General features: G+C 56.4%; 18 protein-coding genes. 13 read left to right on the plus strand and 5 right to left on the minus strand.

The genetic code is table 11. The features are described from left to right. Positions 1–185: 185 nt before the first annotated feature. Genes pspD through pspA form a run of 4 tightly spaced genes read right to left on the minus strand, consistent with a single transcriptional unit; the run spans position 186 to position 1,722 of the window. Positions 186–407, minus strand: coding sequence for a phage shock protein PspD (pspD, locus tag ACOYA6_RS08495; protein WP_039031878.1), 222 nt, complete (start codon positions 405–407; stop codon positions 186–188). A gap of 14 nt (positions 408–421) precedes the next feature. Next, on the minus strand, positions 422–778 hold the full coding sequence (gene pspC / locus ACOYA6_RS08500) for an envelope stress response membrane protein PspC (RefSeq protein ID WP_039031877.1): 357 nt from the start codon (positions 776–778) through the stop codon (positions 422–424). After that, a complete protein-coding gene (gene pspB, locus ACOYA6_RS08505; protein WP_039031876.1) occupies positions 778–1,002 on the minus strand; it encodes an envelope stress response membrane protein PspB in 225 nt (74 codons plus the stop codon). The genes pspC and pspB overlap by 1 nt, the downstream gene beginning before the upstream one ends. Before the next feature lie 51 nt (positions 1,003–1,053). Then, the gene (pspA, locus tag ACOYA6_RS08510) at positions 1,054–1,722 is read right to left on the minus strand and encodes a phage shock protein PspA (RefSeq protein WP_422654536.1); all 669 of its coding nucleotides are present in this window, start codon (positions 1,720–1,722) and stop codon (positions 1,054–1,056) included. A 167-nt stretch (positions 1,723–1,889) separates the two neighbouring features. On the opposite strand from pspA, the gene pspF reads away from it, so the two are divergent. The 10 genes from pspF (at position 1,890) to pdeR (ending at position 14,632) form a co-directional block, all read left to right on the plus strand. Further along, positions 1,890–2,864 carry a phage shock protein operon transcriptional activator gene (gene pspF / locus ACOYA6_RS08515; RefSeq protein WP_138369195.1) on the plus strand — a complete coding sequence of 325 codons (975 nt, stop codon included), beginning with the start codon at positions 1,890–1,892 and terminating at the stop codon, positions 2,862–2,864. An 88-nt stretch (positions 2,865–2,952) separates the two neighbouring features. After that, entirely contained in the window at positions 2,953–4,593 is a 1,641-nt protein-coding gene (sapA, locus tag ACOYA6_RS08520; protein ID WP_039031873.1) for an ABC transporter substrate-binding protein SapA, read from the plus strand. Further along, positions 4,590–5,555 carry a putrescine export ABC transporter permease SapB gene (gene sapB, locus ACOYA6_RS08525; protein ID WP_039031872.1) on the plus strand — a complete coding sequence of 322 codons (966 nt, stop codon included), beginning with the start codon at positions 4,590–4,592 and terminating at the stop codon, positions 5,553–5,555. The genes sapA and sapB overlap by 4 nt, the downstream gene beginning before the upstream one ends. Next, positions 5,542–6,432: a putrescine export ABC transporter permease SapC gene (gene sapC, locus ACOYA6_RS08530; RefSeq protein ID WP_422654537.1), complete on the plus strand. Its 891-nt coding sequence runs from the start codon at positions 5,542–5,544 to the stop codon at positions 6,430–6,432. Before sapB ends, sapC begins: the two co-directional genes overlap by 14 nt. Then, a complete protein-coding gene (sapD, locus tag ACOYA6_RS08535; RefSeq protein ID WP_039031870.1) occupies positions 6,432–7,424 on the plus strand; it encodes a putrescine export ABC transporter ATP-binding protein SapD in 993 nt (330 codons plus the stop codon). Before sapC ends, sapD begins: the two co-directional genes overlap by 1 nt. A gap of 1 nt (position 7,425) precedes the next feature. Then, positions 7,426–8,232, plus strand: coding sequence for a putrescine export ABC transporter ATP-binding protein SapF (sapF, locus tag ACOYA6_RS08540; protein ID WP_138369197.1), 807 nt, complete (start codon positions 7,426–7,428; stop codon positions 8,230–8,232). A 124-nt stretch (positions 8,233–8,356) separates the two neighbouring features. Next, positions 8,357–9,145, plus strand: coding sequence for an enoyl-ACP reductase FabI (fabI, locus tag ACOYA6_RS08545; protein ID WP_039031868.1), 789 nt, complete (start codon positions 8,357–8,359; stop codon positions 9,143–9,145). Between the two features lie 161 nt (positions 9,146–9,306). After that, on the plus strand, positions 9,307–10,299 hold the full coding sequence (locus tag ACOYA6_RS08550; protein ID WP_139565323.1) for a CMD domain-containing protein: 993 nt from the start codon (positions 9,307–9,309) through the stop codon (positions 10,297–10,299). Positions 10,300–10,388: 89 nt separating this feature from the next. After that, a complete protein-coding gene (locus ACOYA6_RS08555) occupies positions 10,389–12,323 on the plus strand; it encodes an exoribonuclease II (protein ID WP_223073944.1) in 1,935 nt (644 codons plus the stop codon). A 317-nt stretch (positions 12,324–12,640) separates the two neighbouring features. After that, positions 12,641–14,632: a cyclic di-GMP phosphodiesterase gene (pdeR, locus tag ACOYA6_RS08560; protein ID WP_039031865.1), complete on the plus strand. Its 1,992-nt coding sequence runs from the start codon at positions 12,641–12,643 to the stop codon at positions 14,630–14,632. Here the strand turns inward: pdeR and ACOYA6_RS08565 are convergent. Further along, the gene (locus ACOYA6_RS08565) at positions 14,629–15,498 is read right to left on the minus strand and encodes a crotonase/enoyl-CoA hydratase family protein (RefSeq protein WP_422654538.1); all 870 of its coding nucleotides are present in this window, start codon (positions 15,496–15,498) and stop codon (positions 14,629–14,631) included. The genes pdeR and ACOYA6_RS08565 overlap by 4 nt on opposite strands. Positions 15,499–15,690: 192 nt before the next feature. Between ACOYA6_RS08565 and yciZ the strand changes: the two genes are divergently transcribed. The 3 genes from yciZ (at position 15,691) to osmB (ending at position 17,180) form a co-directional block, all read left to right on the plus strand. Beyond that, a complete protein-coding gene (gene yciZ / locus ACOYA6_RS08570; RefSeq protein ID WP_422654539.1) occupies positions 15,691–15,873 on the plus strand; it encodes a protein YciZ/DeoL in 183 nt (60 codons plus the stop codon). 68 nt (positions 15,874–15,941) lie between these two features. Beyond that, positions 15,942–16,697 (plus strand): DNA-binding transcriptional regulator YciT, encoded by a 756-nt coding sequence (gene yciT / locus ACOYA6_RS08575; protein WP_039031863.1) that lies wholly within the window; start codon positions 15,942–15,944, stop codon positions 16,695–16,697. A 264-nt stretch (positions 16,698–16,961) separates the two neighbouring features. After that, entirely contained in the window at positions 16,962–17,180 is a 219-nt protein-coding gene (osmB, locus tag ACOYA6_RS08580) for an osmotically-inducible lipoprotein OsmB (RefSeq protein WP_039031862.1), read from the plus strand. Positions 17,181–17,184 lie beyond the last annotated feature (4 nt).

Here is a 17,184-nt window from a genome sequence, read left to right on the forward strand (position 1 = left end):
AGCGGTCCCACGGAATGGCAATCTACTCCCATGAAAAATGTCTGTCAACGGACCAGCAGGCAGAAAAAGAGGTTCGCAAACCAGCTCAGCGCATTAATGTGAACTGCCGCAAATAAAGAGGGAAAAACGGTGAAAAGCGTTACAAGTCCTTTCCGGATTAAGGAAAGGACTCATTCAATGGGAGATCAGGAGAAATAACGGCGGGAAACGCGGGTCGCGAGCTTCTTCAGTAACGGCTCCAGCGCGACGGCCAGCAACATTCTTACCGGCTTACGGGCGACCGATTTAATCGCCCAGCCCGCTACGCCCGCGGGACCGTAACGCAGTGCGGTCAGTAATACCAGCTTCCCTGCGATTTTCATGCCCGGCTTAACGCGCTGCCCGGCCTGTTGCCAGCGTTGGTTCATATCAGGTCTCTCAGTTAAAGCTGACGAAAACGGCTTCGCAGCGTAAAGGTGTCCGAGGTGACGTACCGCTCCATTTCCCGCAGGCGCTTTTCGCCTGCCGACAGTTCGGCATCCACCGCATCCAGTAATTCACTGCTGGTGGGGGCATTTTCATCGCTCATCGCGCCGTCCGGCATCGGGTCCAGCACGAAGGATAAAATGATATAGGCCACCAGGGTAATAAAGGCCAGGCCAAAGAAAATGGAGAGCACCGTCACCACGCGTACCAGTTTCACCGGCACGTCGAGGTAATGCGCCAGCCCGGCACAGACGCCGCGTACCATCCCCTGCTGGGGTATACGCCATAATTTTTTATTCAGGTTCAGAGCCATTAGCGATCCCTCCAGTTCGGATGTTCCGCATCCAGGATCGCTTCCAGCGCCTGAATACGTTCGCGCATTTTATTTGCGTCCTGAGTTAATTGCGCCAGGCGCTGGTGTTCGCTTTGCGACAGCTCTCCCCGGGAAGAACGGTTACTGTAGTGCAGCCACAACCAGATCGGCAGGACAAACAGCACGAAAATGGTCAGCGGAATGGCAAGAAAAAGCGCGCTCATGTCTACTCCTTGTTTTATGAGTGGCGGCGCCAGCAGGCGCCGCAGTCGTTATTATTGATTGTCTTGTTTCATTCTGGCCTTCAGTGCGGCCAGTTGCTCGCTGATTTCATCATCCGCTTTCAGATCGGCAAACTGCTGATCCAGCGTTTTCTGTTTGCCAAAGCTGTGGCTTTCCGCCTCGGCTTCCATCTGATCGATACGGCGTTCAAAGGACTCGAAGCGGGCCATCGCCTCGTCAATCTTGCCGCTGTCGAGCTGACGGCGCACGTCGCGCGAAGAGTTGGCGGCCTGGTGACGCAGCGTCAGGGCCTGCTGACGGGCGCGGGTTTCGCTCAGCTTGTTCTCCAGCTCCGCAATCTCTTTCTTCATGCGGGTGAGCGTTTCATCCACCAGGGTCACTTCCTGCTCCAGGGTAGCGACGATATCGGTCAGCTTCTGTTTTTCGATCAGCGCAGAACGGGCCAGATCCTCTTTATCTTTGCGCAGCGCCAGCTCCGCTTTTTCCTGCCATTCGGCCTGCTGGGCGGTGGCCTGTTCAATACGGCGCGTCAGCTGTTTCTTTTCGGCCAGCGCCCGGGCAGAGGTTGAGCGCACTTCGACCAGCGTATCTTCCATCTCCTGAATCATCAGACGGACCAGCTTCTGCGGATCTTCCGCCTTTTCCAGCAGCGAGTTGATGTTGGCGTTCACGATGTCGGCAAAACGAGAAAAAATACCCATAATTGAATCCTCACATTTTCTGTTATCGGGCTGAGCCCTGCTGTTTAGCTAATACAATTCCCGTGCCAGTTTTTTATCTTGTTGATTTTACGCGAGGTGATTGCTTTTTCGCCCATTCCGCCCTACTCTCGCTTAGTGAATCACACCAATAAGTGGTTAATTTCATCATGGCTGAATTCAAAGACACACTACTGGGGGAAGCCAACAGCTTTCTCGAAGTGCTGGAGCAGGTCTCCAGGCTGGCGCCGCTGAATAAGCCAGTGCTGATTATTGGCGAGCGTGGCACGGGTAAAGAGCTGATTGCCAACCGCCTTCATTACCTCTCCGGGCGCTGGGATGGACCCTTTATCTCCCTGAACTGCGCCGCGCTGAATGAAAATTTGCTCGATACCGAACTCTTTGGCCACGAGGCGGGGGCCTTTACCGGCGCGCAGCGTCGCCATCCCGGCCGCTTTGAACGCGCCGATGGCGGCACGCTGTTCCTGGATGAGCTTGCGACCGCCCCGATGCTGGTGCAGGAAAAATTGCTGCGGGTCATTGAGTATGGCGAACTGGAGCGCGTGGGCGGCAGCCAGCCGCTGCAGGTAAACGTGCGCCTGGTGTGCGCCACGAACGCCAATCTGCCGGAGATGGTCGAGCAGGACAGGTTCCGTGCCGACCTGCTGGACCGGCTGGCGTTTGACGTCGTCAACCTGCCGCCGCTGCGCGAACGGCGCAGCGATATCATGCTGCTGGCCGAGCAGTTTGCCATTCAGATGTGCCGCGAGCTGGGTCTGCCGCTGTTTCCCGGCTTCAGCCAGCACGCCCGGGAAACGCTGCTGGACTACCGCTGGCCGGGCAATATTCGTGAGCTGAAAAACGTGGTTGAGCGCTCCGTCTACCGCCACGGCAGCAGCGAAACCGAGCTGGATGAGATTGTGATCGATCCTTTTCATCGTCCCGCGCGGTCGCCTGTCAGTAAACCTCAATCTGCAAGCCCCACTCTGCCGCTGGATTTGCGACTGTTCCAGCAGGAACAGGAGAAGCAGTTGCTGGAACAGAGCCTGCGCGAGGCGAAATTTAATCAGAAACGCGCGGCTGAACTGCTGGGCCTGACCTACCATCAGTTAAGGGCATTGCTCAAAAAGCATCAGATGCGCTGAGATATTCAGCACCTATTCGCAGACATTTTTACGAAGCAGGTGTAAGTGCGATACACTTTGCAGATCGTCACTAAAAACCTTAAAAATTATGCGTCTGGTTTTCTCATCCCTGATTGCGCTCGGTCTGCTCAGTAGCCAGGCCTTTGCCGCGCCTGAGCAGGCGGATAGCGCGGATATTCGCGACAGCGGCTTTGTCTACTGCGTAAGTGGGCAGGTCAATACCTTCAATCCGCAAAAAGCGAGCAGCGGCCTGATCGTCGACACCCTCGCCGCCCAGCTCTATGACCGCCTGCTGGATGTGGATCCTTATACCTATCGTTTGGTGCCGGAGCTGGCTGAAAGCTGGGAAGTGCTGGACAGCGGTGCCACGTACCGTTTTCGTCTGCGCGATGATGTCAGCTTCCAGACCACACCGTGGTTTAAGCCCACCCGCAAACTCAATGCGGATGATGTGGTCTTCACCTTCCAGCGCATTTTTAACCGCAACCATCCGTGGCACTACGTTAATGGCGGCAACTTCCCCTACTTCGACAGCCTGCAGTTTGCCGACACGGTGAAGAACGTGCGCAAACTGGATAATCGCACGGTGGAGTTCACCCTGGCGCGCCCGGATGCCTCCTTCCTGTGGCATCTGGCGACGCACTACGCCTCGGTGATGTCTTCTGAGTACGCCACCCAGTTGACCCTGCAGGATAAAATGGAGCTGATGGACCGCCAGCCGGTGGGGACCGGGCCGTTCCAGGTTGAGGAGTACCGGGCCGGGCAGTACGTGCGTCTGGCGCGCCATGAGAAATTCTGGCGCGGCACGCCGCTGATGCCGCAGGTGGTGGTGGATTTAGGCTCCGGCGGAACCGGACGTCTGTCGAAACTGCTCACCGGCGAGTGTGATGTTCTGGCATGGCCCGCCGCCAGCCAGCTGACCATCCTGCGCGACGATCCGCGCCTGCGTCTGACCCTGCGCCCGGGCATGAATATCGCCTATCTGGCCTTTAACACCAACAAGCCGCCGCTGAACAACCCGGCCGTTCGTCACGCTCTGGCGCTGGCGATCAATAACCAGCGCCTGATGCAGTCCATTTATTACGGTACCGCCGAAACTGCCGCCTCAATCTTGCCCCGCGCCTCGTGGGCTTACGATAGCGAGGCTAAAATTACTGAATACAATCCGGATAAATCACGCGAACAGCTGAAGGCGCTGGGGGCTGAAAACCTCACCCTGCAGTTGTGGGTGCCCACCAGCTCCCAGGCCTGGAACCCCAGCCCGCTGAAAACCGCCGAGCTGCTGCAGGCAGACCTCGCGCAGGTGGGGGTCAAAGTCGTGATTATCCCGGTAGAAGGCCGTTTTCAGGAGGCGCGCCTGATGGACATGAACCATGATTTGACCCTGACAGGCTGGGCGACAGACAGTAACGACCCGGACAGTTTCTTCCGTCCGCTGCTGAGCTGTGCGGCGATTGATTCCCAGACCAACTACGCCCACTGGTGCAACCGCGAGTTTGACGACATCCTGCGTAAAGCGCTGTCGACCCAGCAGCTGGCGGCGCGCATCGATGCCTATGATGAAGCGCAAATTATTCTCGCCAAAGAGCTGCCGGTGCTGCCCCTGGCCTCGTCCCTGCGTCTGCAGGCGTACCGTTACGATATTAAAGGTCTGGTGCTCAGCCCGTTTGGTAATGCGTCCTTTGCCGGCGTCTCCCGCGTGAACCAGGAAGAGGTGAAAAAACCGTGATTATTTTTACCTTACGTCGGCTGCTGTTGCTGCTGATCACCCTCCTCTTCCTGACCTTTGTCGGCTTCAGTCTGAGCTACTTTACCCCTCACGCGCCGCTCCAGGGTGCTTCCCTGTGGAACGCGTGGTGGTTCTGGTTTGAAGGGGTGCTGCACTGGGACTTCGGTGTCTCCAGCATTAACGGCCAGCCCATCGCCGAGCAGCTGAAAGAAGTGTTCCCCGCCACCATGGAGCTGTGCATCCTGGCCTTCGGCTTTGCGCTGGTTGTGGGGATCCCGGTCGGAATGCTCGCCGGGATCACCCGCAACAAGTGGCAGGACAAGCTGATCAGCGCGTTCGCCCTGCTCGGGTTTTCGGTTCCCGTCTTCTGGCTGGCGCTGCTGCTGACCCTCTTTTTCTCCCTGACGCTGGGCTGGCTGCCGGTGTCCGGGCGTTTTGACCTGCTGTACGCGGTGAAAACCGTGACCGGATTCGCCATTATTGACGCCTGGCTCTCAGATTCGGTCTGGCGGCATGAGATGATCATCAGCGCCGTGCGCCACATGGTGTTGCCGGTGCTGGCGCTGGCCGTGGCACCGACCACGGAGGTGATCCGCCTGATGCGCATCAGCACCAGCGAAGTCTTTGATCAAAACTATGTCAAAGCTGCCGCCACGCGCGGGTTGTCGCGGTTTACCATTTTACGTCGCCACGTGTTGCATAATGCTCTGCCGCCGGTGATCCCGCGTCTTGGCCTGCAGTTCTCCACCATGCTGACGCTGGCGATGATCACCGAGATGGTCTTCAGCTGGCCCGGCCTCGGTCGCTGGCTGATCAACGCCATTCGCCAGCAGGACTATGCCGCGATCTCCGCGGGCGTAATGGTGATTGGCGCGCTGGTGATCATCGTTAATGTGATATCCGATATTCTGGGCGCTATGGCTAACCCGCTGAAACATAAGGAATGGTATGCCTTACGATAGCGTATACAGTGAAAAGCGCACGCCCGGTGCGTTGCGCACCGTGTGGCGTAACTTCTATGGCGACACCACGGCGATGATCGGCCTGTACGGCTGCGGCGGCCTGGCGCTGCTGTGCATCCTCGGCTCCTGGTTTGCGCCTTACGGCATCGACCAGCAGTACCTCGGCTATCAGCTGCTGCCACCGTCCTGGTCGCGCTACGGCGAAGTCTCCTTCTTCCTCGGTACCGACGACCTCGGGCGCGATGTGTTAAGTCGTCTGCTGAGCGGTGCTGCGCCAACGGTGGGCGGTGCCTTTGTGGTCACGCTGGCTGCCACGCTGTGTGGTCTGCTGTTAGGCATTGTTGCCGGCGCGACCCACGGTTTGCGCTCGGCGGTGACGAACCATATTCTTGATACGCTGCTGTCGATCCCGTCGCTGCTGCTGGCGATTATCGTGGTGGCTTTTGCTGGACCGCATCTGACCCACGCCATGTTTGCGGTGTGGCTGGCGCTGCTGCCGCGCATGGTGCGCTCGGTCTACAGCCTGGTGCATGATGAGCTGGAAAAAGAGTATGTGGTGGCCGCCCGTCTTGATGGCGCTACCACCCTGAATATTCTGTGGTTTGCGGTGCTGCCCAATATCGCCTCCGGGATGGTCACGGAAATTACCCGCGCCCTGTCGATGGCGATCCTCGATATCGCTGCCCTCGGTTTTCTCGATCTTGGCGCACAGCTGCCCTCTCCGGAATGGGGCGCAATGCTGGGCGACGCGCTGGAACTGATCTACGTAGCGCCCTGGACGGTGATGCTGCCGGGTGCGGCAATTATGATTAGCGTATTACTGGTGAACCTGCTTGGCGACGGGATCCGTCGCGCCATTGTGGCGGGGGTGGAATAATGCCGTTACTGGATATTCGCAATCTGACGATTGAATTTAAAACCGGCGAAGGCTGGGTCAAAGCGGTCGATCGCGTCAGCATTACCCTGAGCGAGGGCGAGATCCGCGGTCTGGTGGGTGAATCAGGTTCAGGCAAGAGCCTGATTGCGAAAGCGATCTGCGGCGTGGCGAAAGATAACTGGCGCGTCACCGCCGACCGTATGCGTTTCGATGATATCGACCTGCTGCGCCTTTCCGCTCGCGAGCGGCGTAAGCTGGTAGGTCACAACGTGTCGATGATTTTCCAGGAGCCGCAATCCTGTCTCGATCCGTCGGAGCGTGTGGGCAAACAGCTTATGCAGAACATCCCCGGCTGGACCTATAAGGGCCGCTGGTGGCAGCGTTTTGGCTGGCGCAAACGCCGGGCCATCGAGCTGTTACACCGGGTGGGGATCAAGGATCACAAAGACGCCATGCGCAGCTTCCCGTATGAGCTGACCGACGGTGAGTGTCAGAAAGTGATGATCGCCATTGCGCTGGCCAACCAGCCGCGCCTGCTCATCGCCGACGAACCGACCAACGCCATGGAACCCACCACCCAGGCGCAAATTTTCCGCCTGCTCACCCGGCTTAACCAGAACAATAACACCACCATTTTGCTAATCAGCCATGACCTGCAGATGCTGAGCAAATGGGCGGACAAGATTGACGTGATGTACTGCGGGCAGACAGTAGAGACCGCCGGCAGCGAAGACCTGATCACCACACCGCATCACCCTTATACCCAGGCGCTGATCCGTGCGATCCCCGATTTTGGCAGCTCCATGCCGCATAAAAGCCGCCTGAATACTCTGCCGGGCGCTATTCCGCTGCTGGAGCACCTGCCGATTGGCTGTCGACTGGGACCGCGCTGTCCGTATGCCCAGCGGAAATGCATTGAAACCCCGCGCCTGGCCGGGGCGAGAAACCATCTATATGCCTGCCATTTCCCGCTGAACATGGAGAGAGAGTGACATGGTCGAAACCCTGCTGGAAGTGCGCAATCTGAGTAAGACCTTTCGCTATCGCACCGGCTTATTCCACCGCCAGACCGTCGAAGCGGTAAAGCCGCTGAGCTTTACCCTGCGCGAAAAGCAGACTCTGGCGATCATCGGTGAAAACGGCTCCGGGAAATCAACGCTGGCGAAAATGCTGGCCGGGATGATCGAGCCTTCCGATGGTGAAGTGCTGATTGACGACCATCTGCTGAAATTTGGCGATTACTCGTTCCGCAGCCAGCGGATCAGGATGATTTTTCAGGATCCGTCCACGTCGCTGAACCCGCGCCAGCGTATCTCGCAGATCCTCGATTTTCCGCTGCGTCTGAATACCGACCTTGAGCCGGAGGCGCGGCGTAAACAGATTATCGAGACCCTGCGAATGGTTGGGCTGCTGCCCGATCACGTCAGCTATTATCCGCACATGTTGGCACCGGGCCAGAAACAGCGTCTGGGTTTGGCCCGCGCGCTGATCCTGCGTCCAAAAGTGATCATCGCCGACGAAGCGCTGGCCTCGCTGGATATGTCGATGCGTTCACAGTTAATCAACCTGATGCTGGAATTGCAGGAAAAACAGGGTATCTCGTATATCTACGTGACCCAGCATCTGGGAATGATGAAGCACATCAGCGATCAGGTGCTGGTGATGCATGAAGGCTCGGTAGTGGAGCGCGGCAGTACCGCCTCGGTGCTGGCCGCACCGCTTCACGATTTGACCAAACGTTTAATTGCCGGCCATTTTGGCGAAGCCTTAACCGCCGATGCCTGGCGAAAAGATCGCTGACCAGCCCCGTGTGGAGTGGTCGGATTAACACTGTACGCGACACATGCTATTATCGCCGCGTTTTAACGACGGTTGTCCAAACAGATGACGGCCGCCACAACAATGAATATAAGGATTAAGAGCTATGGGTTTTCTTTCCGGTAAGCGTATTCTGGTGACTGGCGTTGCCAGCAAACTGTCCATCGCATACGGCATCGCACAGGCTATGCATCGCGAAGGCGCTGAGCTGGCATTCACCTACCAGAACGACAAGCTGAAAGGCCGCGTAGAAGAGTTTGCCGCGCAGCTGGGTTCCAGCATTGTTCTGGAATGCGACGTTGCACAAGATGAAAGCATCGATGGCATGTTCGCTGAGCTGGCAAAAACCTGGCCGAAATTTGACGGTTTCGTTCACTCCATCGGCTTTGCACCGGGCGACCAGCTGGACGGCGACTACGTGAACGCAGTCACCCGTGAAGGCTTTAAAATCGCACACGACATCAGCTCCTACAGCTTTGTAGCGATGGCAAAATCCTGCCGCTCCATGCTGAACCCAGGCGCTGCCCTGCTGACCCTGTCCTACCTGGGTGCTGAGCGCGCAATCCCTAACTACAACGTGATGGGTCTGGCGAAAGCCTCTCTGGAAGCCAACGTACGCTACATGGCGAACGCGATGGGTCCAGAAGGCGTGCGCGTAAACGGTATCTCTGCAGGTCCAATCCGTACTCTGGCTGCTTCCGGCATCAAAGACTTCCGTAAAATGCTGGCACACTGCGAAGCGGTTACCCCAATCCGTCGCACCGTGACCATCGAAGATGTGGGTAACTCCGCGGCATTCCTGTGCTCTGACCTCTCTGCTGGCATCTCCGGCGAAGTGGTTCACGTTGACGGCGGTTTCAACATCGCTGCAATGAACGAGCTGGAAATCAAATAAGTTCGTAACCTTCCCGCTCCGGCGGGAAGGTTTGCCTCCCATCCCGCCACCGCTTTCCCCTCGTTATTCCGTTCCGCTATTTGTTATCACCTAACAATATTTTTCCGCTTATCCACCTTACGCCAGGATATTGATCGCCATTTTGAGATCAAGGAACGCACATGGAACAACGCCGTATTTCTGGCAAAGGCCACTGGTATCATGAGACCCAGTCCAGTAGCAGCCCGACGGAAGTCCTGCCTTTGGTTCCCGAAGCCGCTCAGGTCGCGGATCGCTTTTTGCTGAACCTCGTTTTACCAGCGACGCTGCTTGCCGCCTGTGAACGCTGGTTAACCCCGGCCCGGACGCTGTGCGACCTCTTTTTCCCGCGTACCCTGACGGTTACCCGACTGCGTACGTTGAGCGCATATGACCGTTTCAGCACCGCCCTGACCGTGGCGCAGGTCTGCGGCGTGCAGCGTCTGTGTAACCACTACGCCGCCCTCCTCGCCCCGCTCCCCGGCCCCGACTCCTCCCGTGAAAGCAATCGCCGCCTCGCCCAAATCACTCAGTATGCCCGCCAGCTTGCCAGCTCGCCGGACGTGATCGACAGCAAAGCGCAGCAGGGGCTCGATGAAGTGGGCCTGACGGTGTATGACATTGTCACCATCAACCAGATTATCGGCTTTGTCGGCTTTCAGGCGCGCGTGGTGGCAGTCTTTCAGGCTCTGCTCGGCCACCCTGTTCGCTGGCTGCCGGGACACCACATTCAGCCTCACGCCCTGCCCGACGATAACACTTTGAATACATGGCAGCCCGCCGTACCGGGGGTCGAGCGATGTCAGGCCAGCCCAGAGCAGCTGGCGTCCCTTGAACGCTGGCAGGAGGAGCCGCTACTGCAGCAGCTTACGCCGGTGTTGTGTCATGAACCGGCAATCCTCGATCAAACAGGTGAAATTCTGGTCAGTGGCATTCACGCAGAATATGAAAACGACGAGTCGGTAAAGCGTGCCGTAGAGCAACTGGCGCGATCGCCGGACCAGTTTAGCGCCGCGCAGTTTACCCCGCTGACGAATGACGGGCAGCCGCCGGTACAGGCCATCAACCTGCTTACCTGGAGCGCTTTTTGCGGCTGGCTGAACCGTCTGAAAATCGCCATCGGCAGGGGCGAATAACCACACTAATGACCTAAAGAGCGCTTGCTGTAACAGTGAGATTCGCGTAAAACTGTCAGCCGCTCATATGGCTACGAAAATAGATCACTATGCTCCAGGACAACCCGCTGCTAGCGCAGCTTAAACAGCAACTGCATTCCCAGACGCCACGCGCTGAAGGGGTCGTAAAAGCCACGGAAAAAGGCTTTGGCTTCCTTGAAGTCGATGCGCAGAAAAGTTACTTCATTCCGCCTCCGCAGATGAAGAAGGTGATGCACGGCGATCGTATTACGGCCGTGATCCATAGCGAAAAGGATCGTGAATCCGCCGAGCCTGAAGAATTAATTGAACCCTTCCTGACCCGTTTTGTGGGTAAGGTACTGAGAAAAGATGACCGTCTGTCCATCGTTCCGGACCATCCCCTGCTGAAAGACGCCATCCCCTGCCGCGCTGAGCGTGGCGTGACCCATGATTTCAAAGAAGGTGACTGGGCCGTGGCAGAAATGCGCCGTCATCCTCTGAAGGGCGATCGCGGTTTTTATGCTGAACTGACCCAGTTTATTACCTTCGGCGACGACCATTTCGTGCCGTGGTGGGTCACTCTCGCACGCCATAACCTCGAAAAAGAGGCCCCGGAGGGCGCAGCGACAGAGATGCTGGACGAAGGTCTGGAGCGTCGCGATCTGACCGCCCTCAATTTTGTTACCATCGACAGCGCCAGCACCGAAGATATGGACGATGCGCTGTATGTTGAAGAGCAGGCTGACGGCAAACTGCTGTTAACCGTAGCGATTGCCGATCCTACGGCCTGGATCGCTGAAGGTACACCGCTTGATAACGCGGCCAAAATCCGTGCCTTTACCAACTATCTGCCGGGCTTCAACATCCCAATGCTGCCGCGTGAGCTGTCTGATAATTTATGCTCGCTGCGCGCCAACGAAGTGCGCCCGGTCCTGGCCTGCCGCATGACCATCGCTGCCGACGGCACGATTGAAGAGAACATCGAGTTCTTTGCCGCGCTTATCGAATCGAAAGCCAAGCTGGTATATGACGAGGTCTCTGACTGGCTGGAAAATAGCGGCACCTGGCAGCCAGAATCTGATGCTATTGCCGAACAGATCCGCCTGCTGCAGCGCGTCTGCCTGAGCCGTAGCGAATGGCGTAAAACCCATGCGCTGGTGTTCAAGGATCGTCCTGACTACCGCTTCATTCTCGGTGAAAAAGGCGAAGTGCTGGATATCGTTGCTGAACCACGTCGCATCGCTAACCGTATTGTTGAAGAGTCGATGATTGCGGCCAACATCTGTGCGGCCCGCGTCCTGCGCGACAAGCTCGGTTTCGGCATCTATAACGTGCATACCGGCTTCGACCCGGCCAACAGCGAAGCGCTGGCGGCCCTGCTGAAAACGCACGACGTGCATGTTGATCCGCAGGAAGTCCTGACCCTGAACGGTTTCTGTAAACTGCGCCGTGAACTGGATGCTCAGCCGTCTGGTTTCCTCGACAGCCGCATCCGTCGTTTCCAGTCTTTCGCGGAGATCAGCACCGAGCCAGGCCCGCACTTTGGCCTGGGTCTGGAAGCCTACGCCACCTGGACGTCGCCGATTCGTAAGTATGGCGATATGGTTAACCACCGCCTGCTTAAAGCGATCGTCAAAGGCGAAACCATTGCCCGTCCGCAGGACGACGCTACCGTGCAGATGGCCGAGCGTCGTCGCCTTAACCGCATGGCGGAACGTGATGTCGGTGACTGGCTGTATGCCCGCTTCCTGAAAGACAAAGCCGGAACCGACACCCGTTTTGCCGCTGAGATCATCGATATCAGCCGCGGCGGCATGCGCGTACGTCTGGTGGATAACGGCGCCGTGGCCTTCATTCCAGCGCCGTTCCTGCACGCCGTGCGTGACGAACTGGTCTGCAGCCAGGAAAACGGCACCGTGCAGATCAAAGGTGAAGTGGCGTATAAAGTGACCGAAGTTATCGACGTGACTATCGCTGAAGTGCGCATGGAAACACGCAGCGTTATCGCCCGCCCTGCTGTCTGATTGTTGTATGCTTAAAGGTCGGTTCACTCATTGCGGGTGAGCCGATTTTTTTGTATTAACCTCACATCCATCATTTTTCCTTACCATTCTCCCCCACAAATTCCGAAAAGCGATCACACTTATTAACGATAATCTGTTGAACTTCATAAGGTGTGAACGGAATATTCATTCGTCTGTATCCTTTTTTGCTAATCTCGTTCTAATATAAGAATACTGGGAAAAAACAATAAGTTTAGCTCGGCATTACCGCTATTTTAACGCGATTAAACCGACTGGAAATGCACGATGTGTGCAATTAAGTGCGCCTGGGAGAGAGCATGATTGACGATCTGGAGCAAAATTTGCTGTTTCGTTACATGGGCACCCACAGTCCCTGGTGGCGACTGACGGCGGACAGCAATGCGCTCCATCTTGCGGCCAGCGAAAGCGCCGAGACCACTCAGGTGGTGGCGCTGACTGACGAGCAGGCCGACAGCATTCGCCAGATGACGGTCATCACCTCCAGCATCACCATGACGCTCTCCCTGTACGGAACTGATGTGCCGGTGCACCTCGTGGGCCGTAAAACCACTAAAAAAGAGTGGGCCGGCACCGCCTCCGCCTGGAATGACACCCCCTCCGTCGCCCGGGATCTGGCCCAGGGTTTATCCTTTGCCGAACAGGTGGTTTCTGAGGCCAACTCGGTGATTGTTATCCTCGATCGGCACGGCAATATTCAACGCTTTAACCGTCTGAGCGAAGAATACACCGGGATGAAAGAGCACGAGGTCATTGGCCAGAACGTCTTTAAACTCTTTATGAGCCGCAGCGAAGCAGCTGCCTCCCGCCGCAATATCAGCGGTTTTTTTCGTGACGGCAGTTCCTATGAAGTAGAGCGCTGGATCAAGACCCGCAAAGGGCAACGGTTATTTCTGTTTCGTAATAAATTTGTGCACAGCGGCAGCGGGAAAAACGAAATTTTTCTTATCTGTTCAGGTACGGATATCACCGAAGAGCGCCGCGCGCAGGAACGCCTTCGGGTGCTCGCCAACACCGACACCATTACCGGCCTGCCAAACCGTAACGCCATCCACGATATGATCAGCGAAGCCATCGACACCCGTGGCGATGGCCAGGTCGGCGTGGTCTACCTCGATCTCGATAATTTCAAAAAAGTGAATGACGCCTACGGGCATATGTTTGGCGATCAGCTTTTGCAGGCGGTGGCGCTGGCGATCCTCAGTTGCCTGGAGGATGGGCAGGTGCTGGCGCGTCTCGGCGGCGATGAGTTTATCGTGCTGGCAACCGGCACGTCGCAGAGTGCCCTCGAAGCCATGGCCTCGCGGATCCTCACCCGACTGCGTCAGCCCTTCCGGATTGGTTTAATCGAAGTCTATACCGGCTGTTCGCTGGGTATTTCCCTCGCCCCACAGCACGGCACCGATCGCGAAAGCGTGATCCGCAATGCCGATACCGCGATGTATACCGCAAAAGAGAACGGGCGCGGCACGTTCTGCGTCTTCTCGCCGGAGATGAATCAGCGGGTCTTTGAATATCTGTGGCTGGACACTAACCTGCGCAAAGCGCTGGATAATGACCAACTGGTGATCCACTACCAGCCTAAAATTACCTGGCGCGGCGAGGTGAGAACCCTCGAAGCGCTGGTTCGCTGGCAATCGCCGGAGCGCGGGCTGATCCCGCCGCTGGAGTTTATCTCCTACGCCGAGGAGTCCGGGCTCATCGTTCCCCTGGGGCGCTGGGTGATGCTCGATGTGGTGCGCCAGGTTGCCAAATGGCGCGACAAAGGTATTAACCTGCGCGTGGCGGTTAACGTCTCGGCCCGCCAGCTGGCGGATCAGACGATTTTCAGCGATCTGAAGCAGGCCTTAAAGGACCTGAATTTTGAGTACTGCCCGATTGATGTCGAGCTGACCGAAAGTTGTCTGATTGAAAACGAAGAGCTGGCGCTGTCGGTGATCCAGCAGTTCAGCAAGCTGGGAGCGCAGATCCACCTTGATGATTTCGGGACGGGTTATTCGTCCCTGTCGCAGCTGGCGCGTTTCCCCATCGATGCCATTAAGCTCGACCAGGCGTTTGTCCGGGATATCCATAAGCAGTCGGTATCGCAATCGCTGGTACGCGCGATTGTTGCGGTCGCTCAGGCGCTGAATTTGCAGGTGATTGCTGAAGGGGTGGAGAGCGCGAAAGAAGACGCCTTTCTGACCAAGAACGGCGTCAACGAACGACAGGGTTTTCTGTTTGCTAAGCCCATGCCCGCTGTCGCATTCGAGCGATGGTTTAAACGTTATCAGGCACGCAACGCGCGTTAACTGGCTTTACGCAGGCCCGATGCGGTGTGGCGATCCTGCAGCAGAACCAGCCGCTGCATGTAGGCCACATCCTTCGGTTGCAGGCAGAATGCCGCATCCACCCAGTCTTCGGTGATATCCATCAATTCGCTGCGCGGCAGCTGCAGGACGCGCTGACGGGCGCGCAGCATCGCTCTGACGCCATTCATTTTGGGTTGTAACGTGTCGATGAAGGTGCGCGTCGCCACGTAGCCCTGGCCTGGTTCAAACAGCACGTCCACCAGCCCGTGTTGCTCGTACCATTCCGCGGTGTGCGACTCCCCTTTGTAGATAAGCTCCTCCGCCAGCTTCATGCCTGAGCGGCGCGCGACCAGCGAGTAGCCTCCCATTCCGGGGAAGAGGTTAAAGGCGATCTCCGGGAAACCTAAGCGTGCATCCCGCTGCGCCAGTAAAAAGTGGTGCGCCAACGCGGCCTCAAAGCCTCCGCCCAGCGCACTGCCCTCCACCATCGACAGGGTGATCGCCCCGGTATCAAAGCCCCGCGACGCAGCGTGGACGCAGTCCACACAGGCGCGAGCATAGGCCCGAAGCGCTTCCCGGCGACCATTCTCGATGCAGTCGACAAAGAAGCGTAAATCGCCCCCGGTGTTGTACATATCGGGCACCAGCGAACCTGTAACCCAGAAATCAACCTCAAACCCGGACTGCCGTACCAGCCACGACAGGTTCATGATCTCCTCTATCAGCGCATGATTGAAGCAGGGCCGCGGCTGGGCCCGTAACATCATCCATACGGTACGTCTCTCTTCCTCGTAATAACCGGCGAGCTGGGTGAATCGTACAGAATCAGTGAACAGTTTACAGGTAGCCTGATTGATAATTGTCATAGTCCAATTCCTCATAGAAAAAAGCGCCTTGCGCGCAGAATTAGACTAAGCCACTACTAAAATCCTCTGTATAAAAAAGCATGAAAATATCACTACCATTAATGTGCTTTCGTTAGCACACTTTTTCCCTTCTCTTTTGCCTTCAATTTCTGCATCATTGAATTTATTCACTTTTCATTTAGGGATGAGATTATGTCTGATATCGATGCACTAAAAGTTGCGCAACGTATTGATACTGTGCTGGATATTCTGGTAGCAGGCGATGTGAACTCTGCTCTTCGTAATCTCGAGATATTAAAATCAGAATTACTGACCCTCGCAGGCGAGCAGAAAGACCCCGCTGTAGTACCGCCAAAATCACCGTGGGAAGTTTGACGATCGCATTGCCTCTCGTGTTTATGTCAGTTTTCAACTAACGGCGATGCCGTTTTAATATGGATGCTATGAATTCCCGACAACAAATAATATTACAGATGGTGATCGACACAGGGCGTGTAAGCGTCGTTGATCTGGCCAAAGCGACCGGCGTATCTGAAGTCACCATCCGCCAGGATCTCAATCTTCTGGAAAAAATGAGTTACCTCCGTCGCGCCCACGGCTACGCCGTGCCGCTGGACAGCGAAGATGTCGAGACGCGTATGATGAACAATTACGCGCTGAAACGTGAACTGGCGGAGTTCGCCGCTTCTCTGGTGAATAATGGCGAAACGGTGTTTATCGAGAACGGCAGCTGTAATGCCCTCCTCGCCCGCACGCTGGCTGAACAGAAAGAAGAAGTCACCATCGTGACGGTGAGCAGCTATATTGCTCATCTGCTCAAGGAGACGCGCAGCGAAGTCATTTTGCTGGGCGGCATCTACCAGAAAAAAAGCGAAAGTATGGTTGGCCCACTTACGCGTCAGTATGTTCAGCAGGTCCATTTCAGCAAGGCCTTTATCGGCATCGACGGCTGGCAGCCTGATACCGGCTTTACCGGCCGGGACATGATGCGCTCGGACGTGGTCAATGCGGTGCTGGAAAAAGGCGGTGAGACTATTGTGCTGACCGACAGCTCTAAATTTGGTGCGGTTCACCCTTACACGATGGGCCCGGTCTCCCGTTTCAGTCGGGTGATCACCGACGAAGGCATTAAAGAGGCGCACACCACCAAACTGCAACATGACGGCCTTGTCGTCGATATCGTCAAAAAACCTGCCTGATGCCGTTTCAACGCCCGTGAATTCGGGCGTCATTCTCCCGCCCTTCGCTCTGAGACTATTCCGAGCAATCCTTTAAGACTATTTACCTGTCGGATCAGTGATAAAGACGTAAAATTATTGTTAGCGATATAACAGGAAGTAACTATCACTTGCGTGATCTTGTAACGCCTGCGCGAACAAGTTTCATGGAAAACGGCTTGAGGGGTATTGGTTTCCACTTAAGCGAAATAATTTCCGTGGATCAATATTTCAGGAGAATGAATTATGACTTTTAACAGCAAAAAATTATCCGCTGCTATGCTGGCCGTTACGCTGGCGTTTTCCCTGAGCGCTTGCTCTAACTGGAGCAAACAAAGCCGTAATACCGCCATTGGTGCGGGTGCAGGCGCAATCGGTGGTTCAGTCCTGACCGACGGAAGCGCGCTGGGTACCCTGGGTGGTGCCGCGGTTGGTGGGATTATCGGTCACGAGGTGAGCAAGTAAATAA

Origin of the sequence: Leclercia barmai (assembly GCF_049312895.1) — a bacterium.
Taxonomy (GTDB): Bacteria; Pseudomonadota; Gammaproteobacteria; order Enterobacterales; family Enterobacteriaceae; genus Enterobacter; species Enterobacter barmai.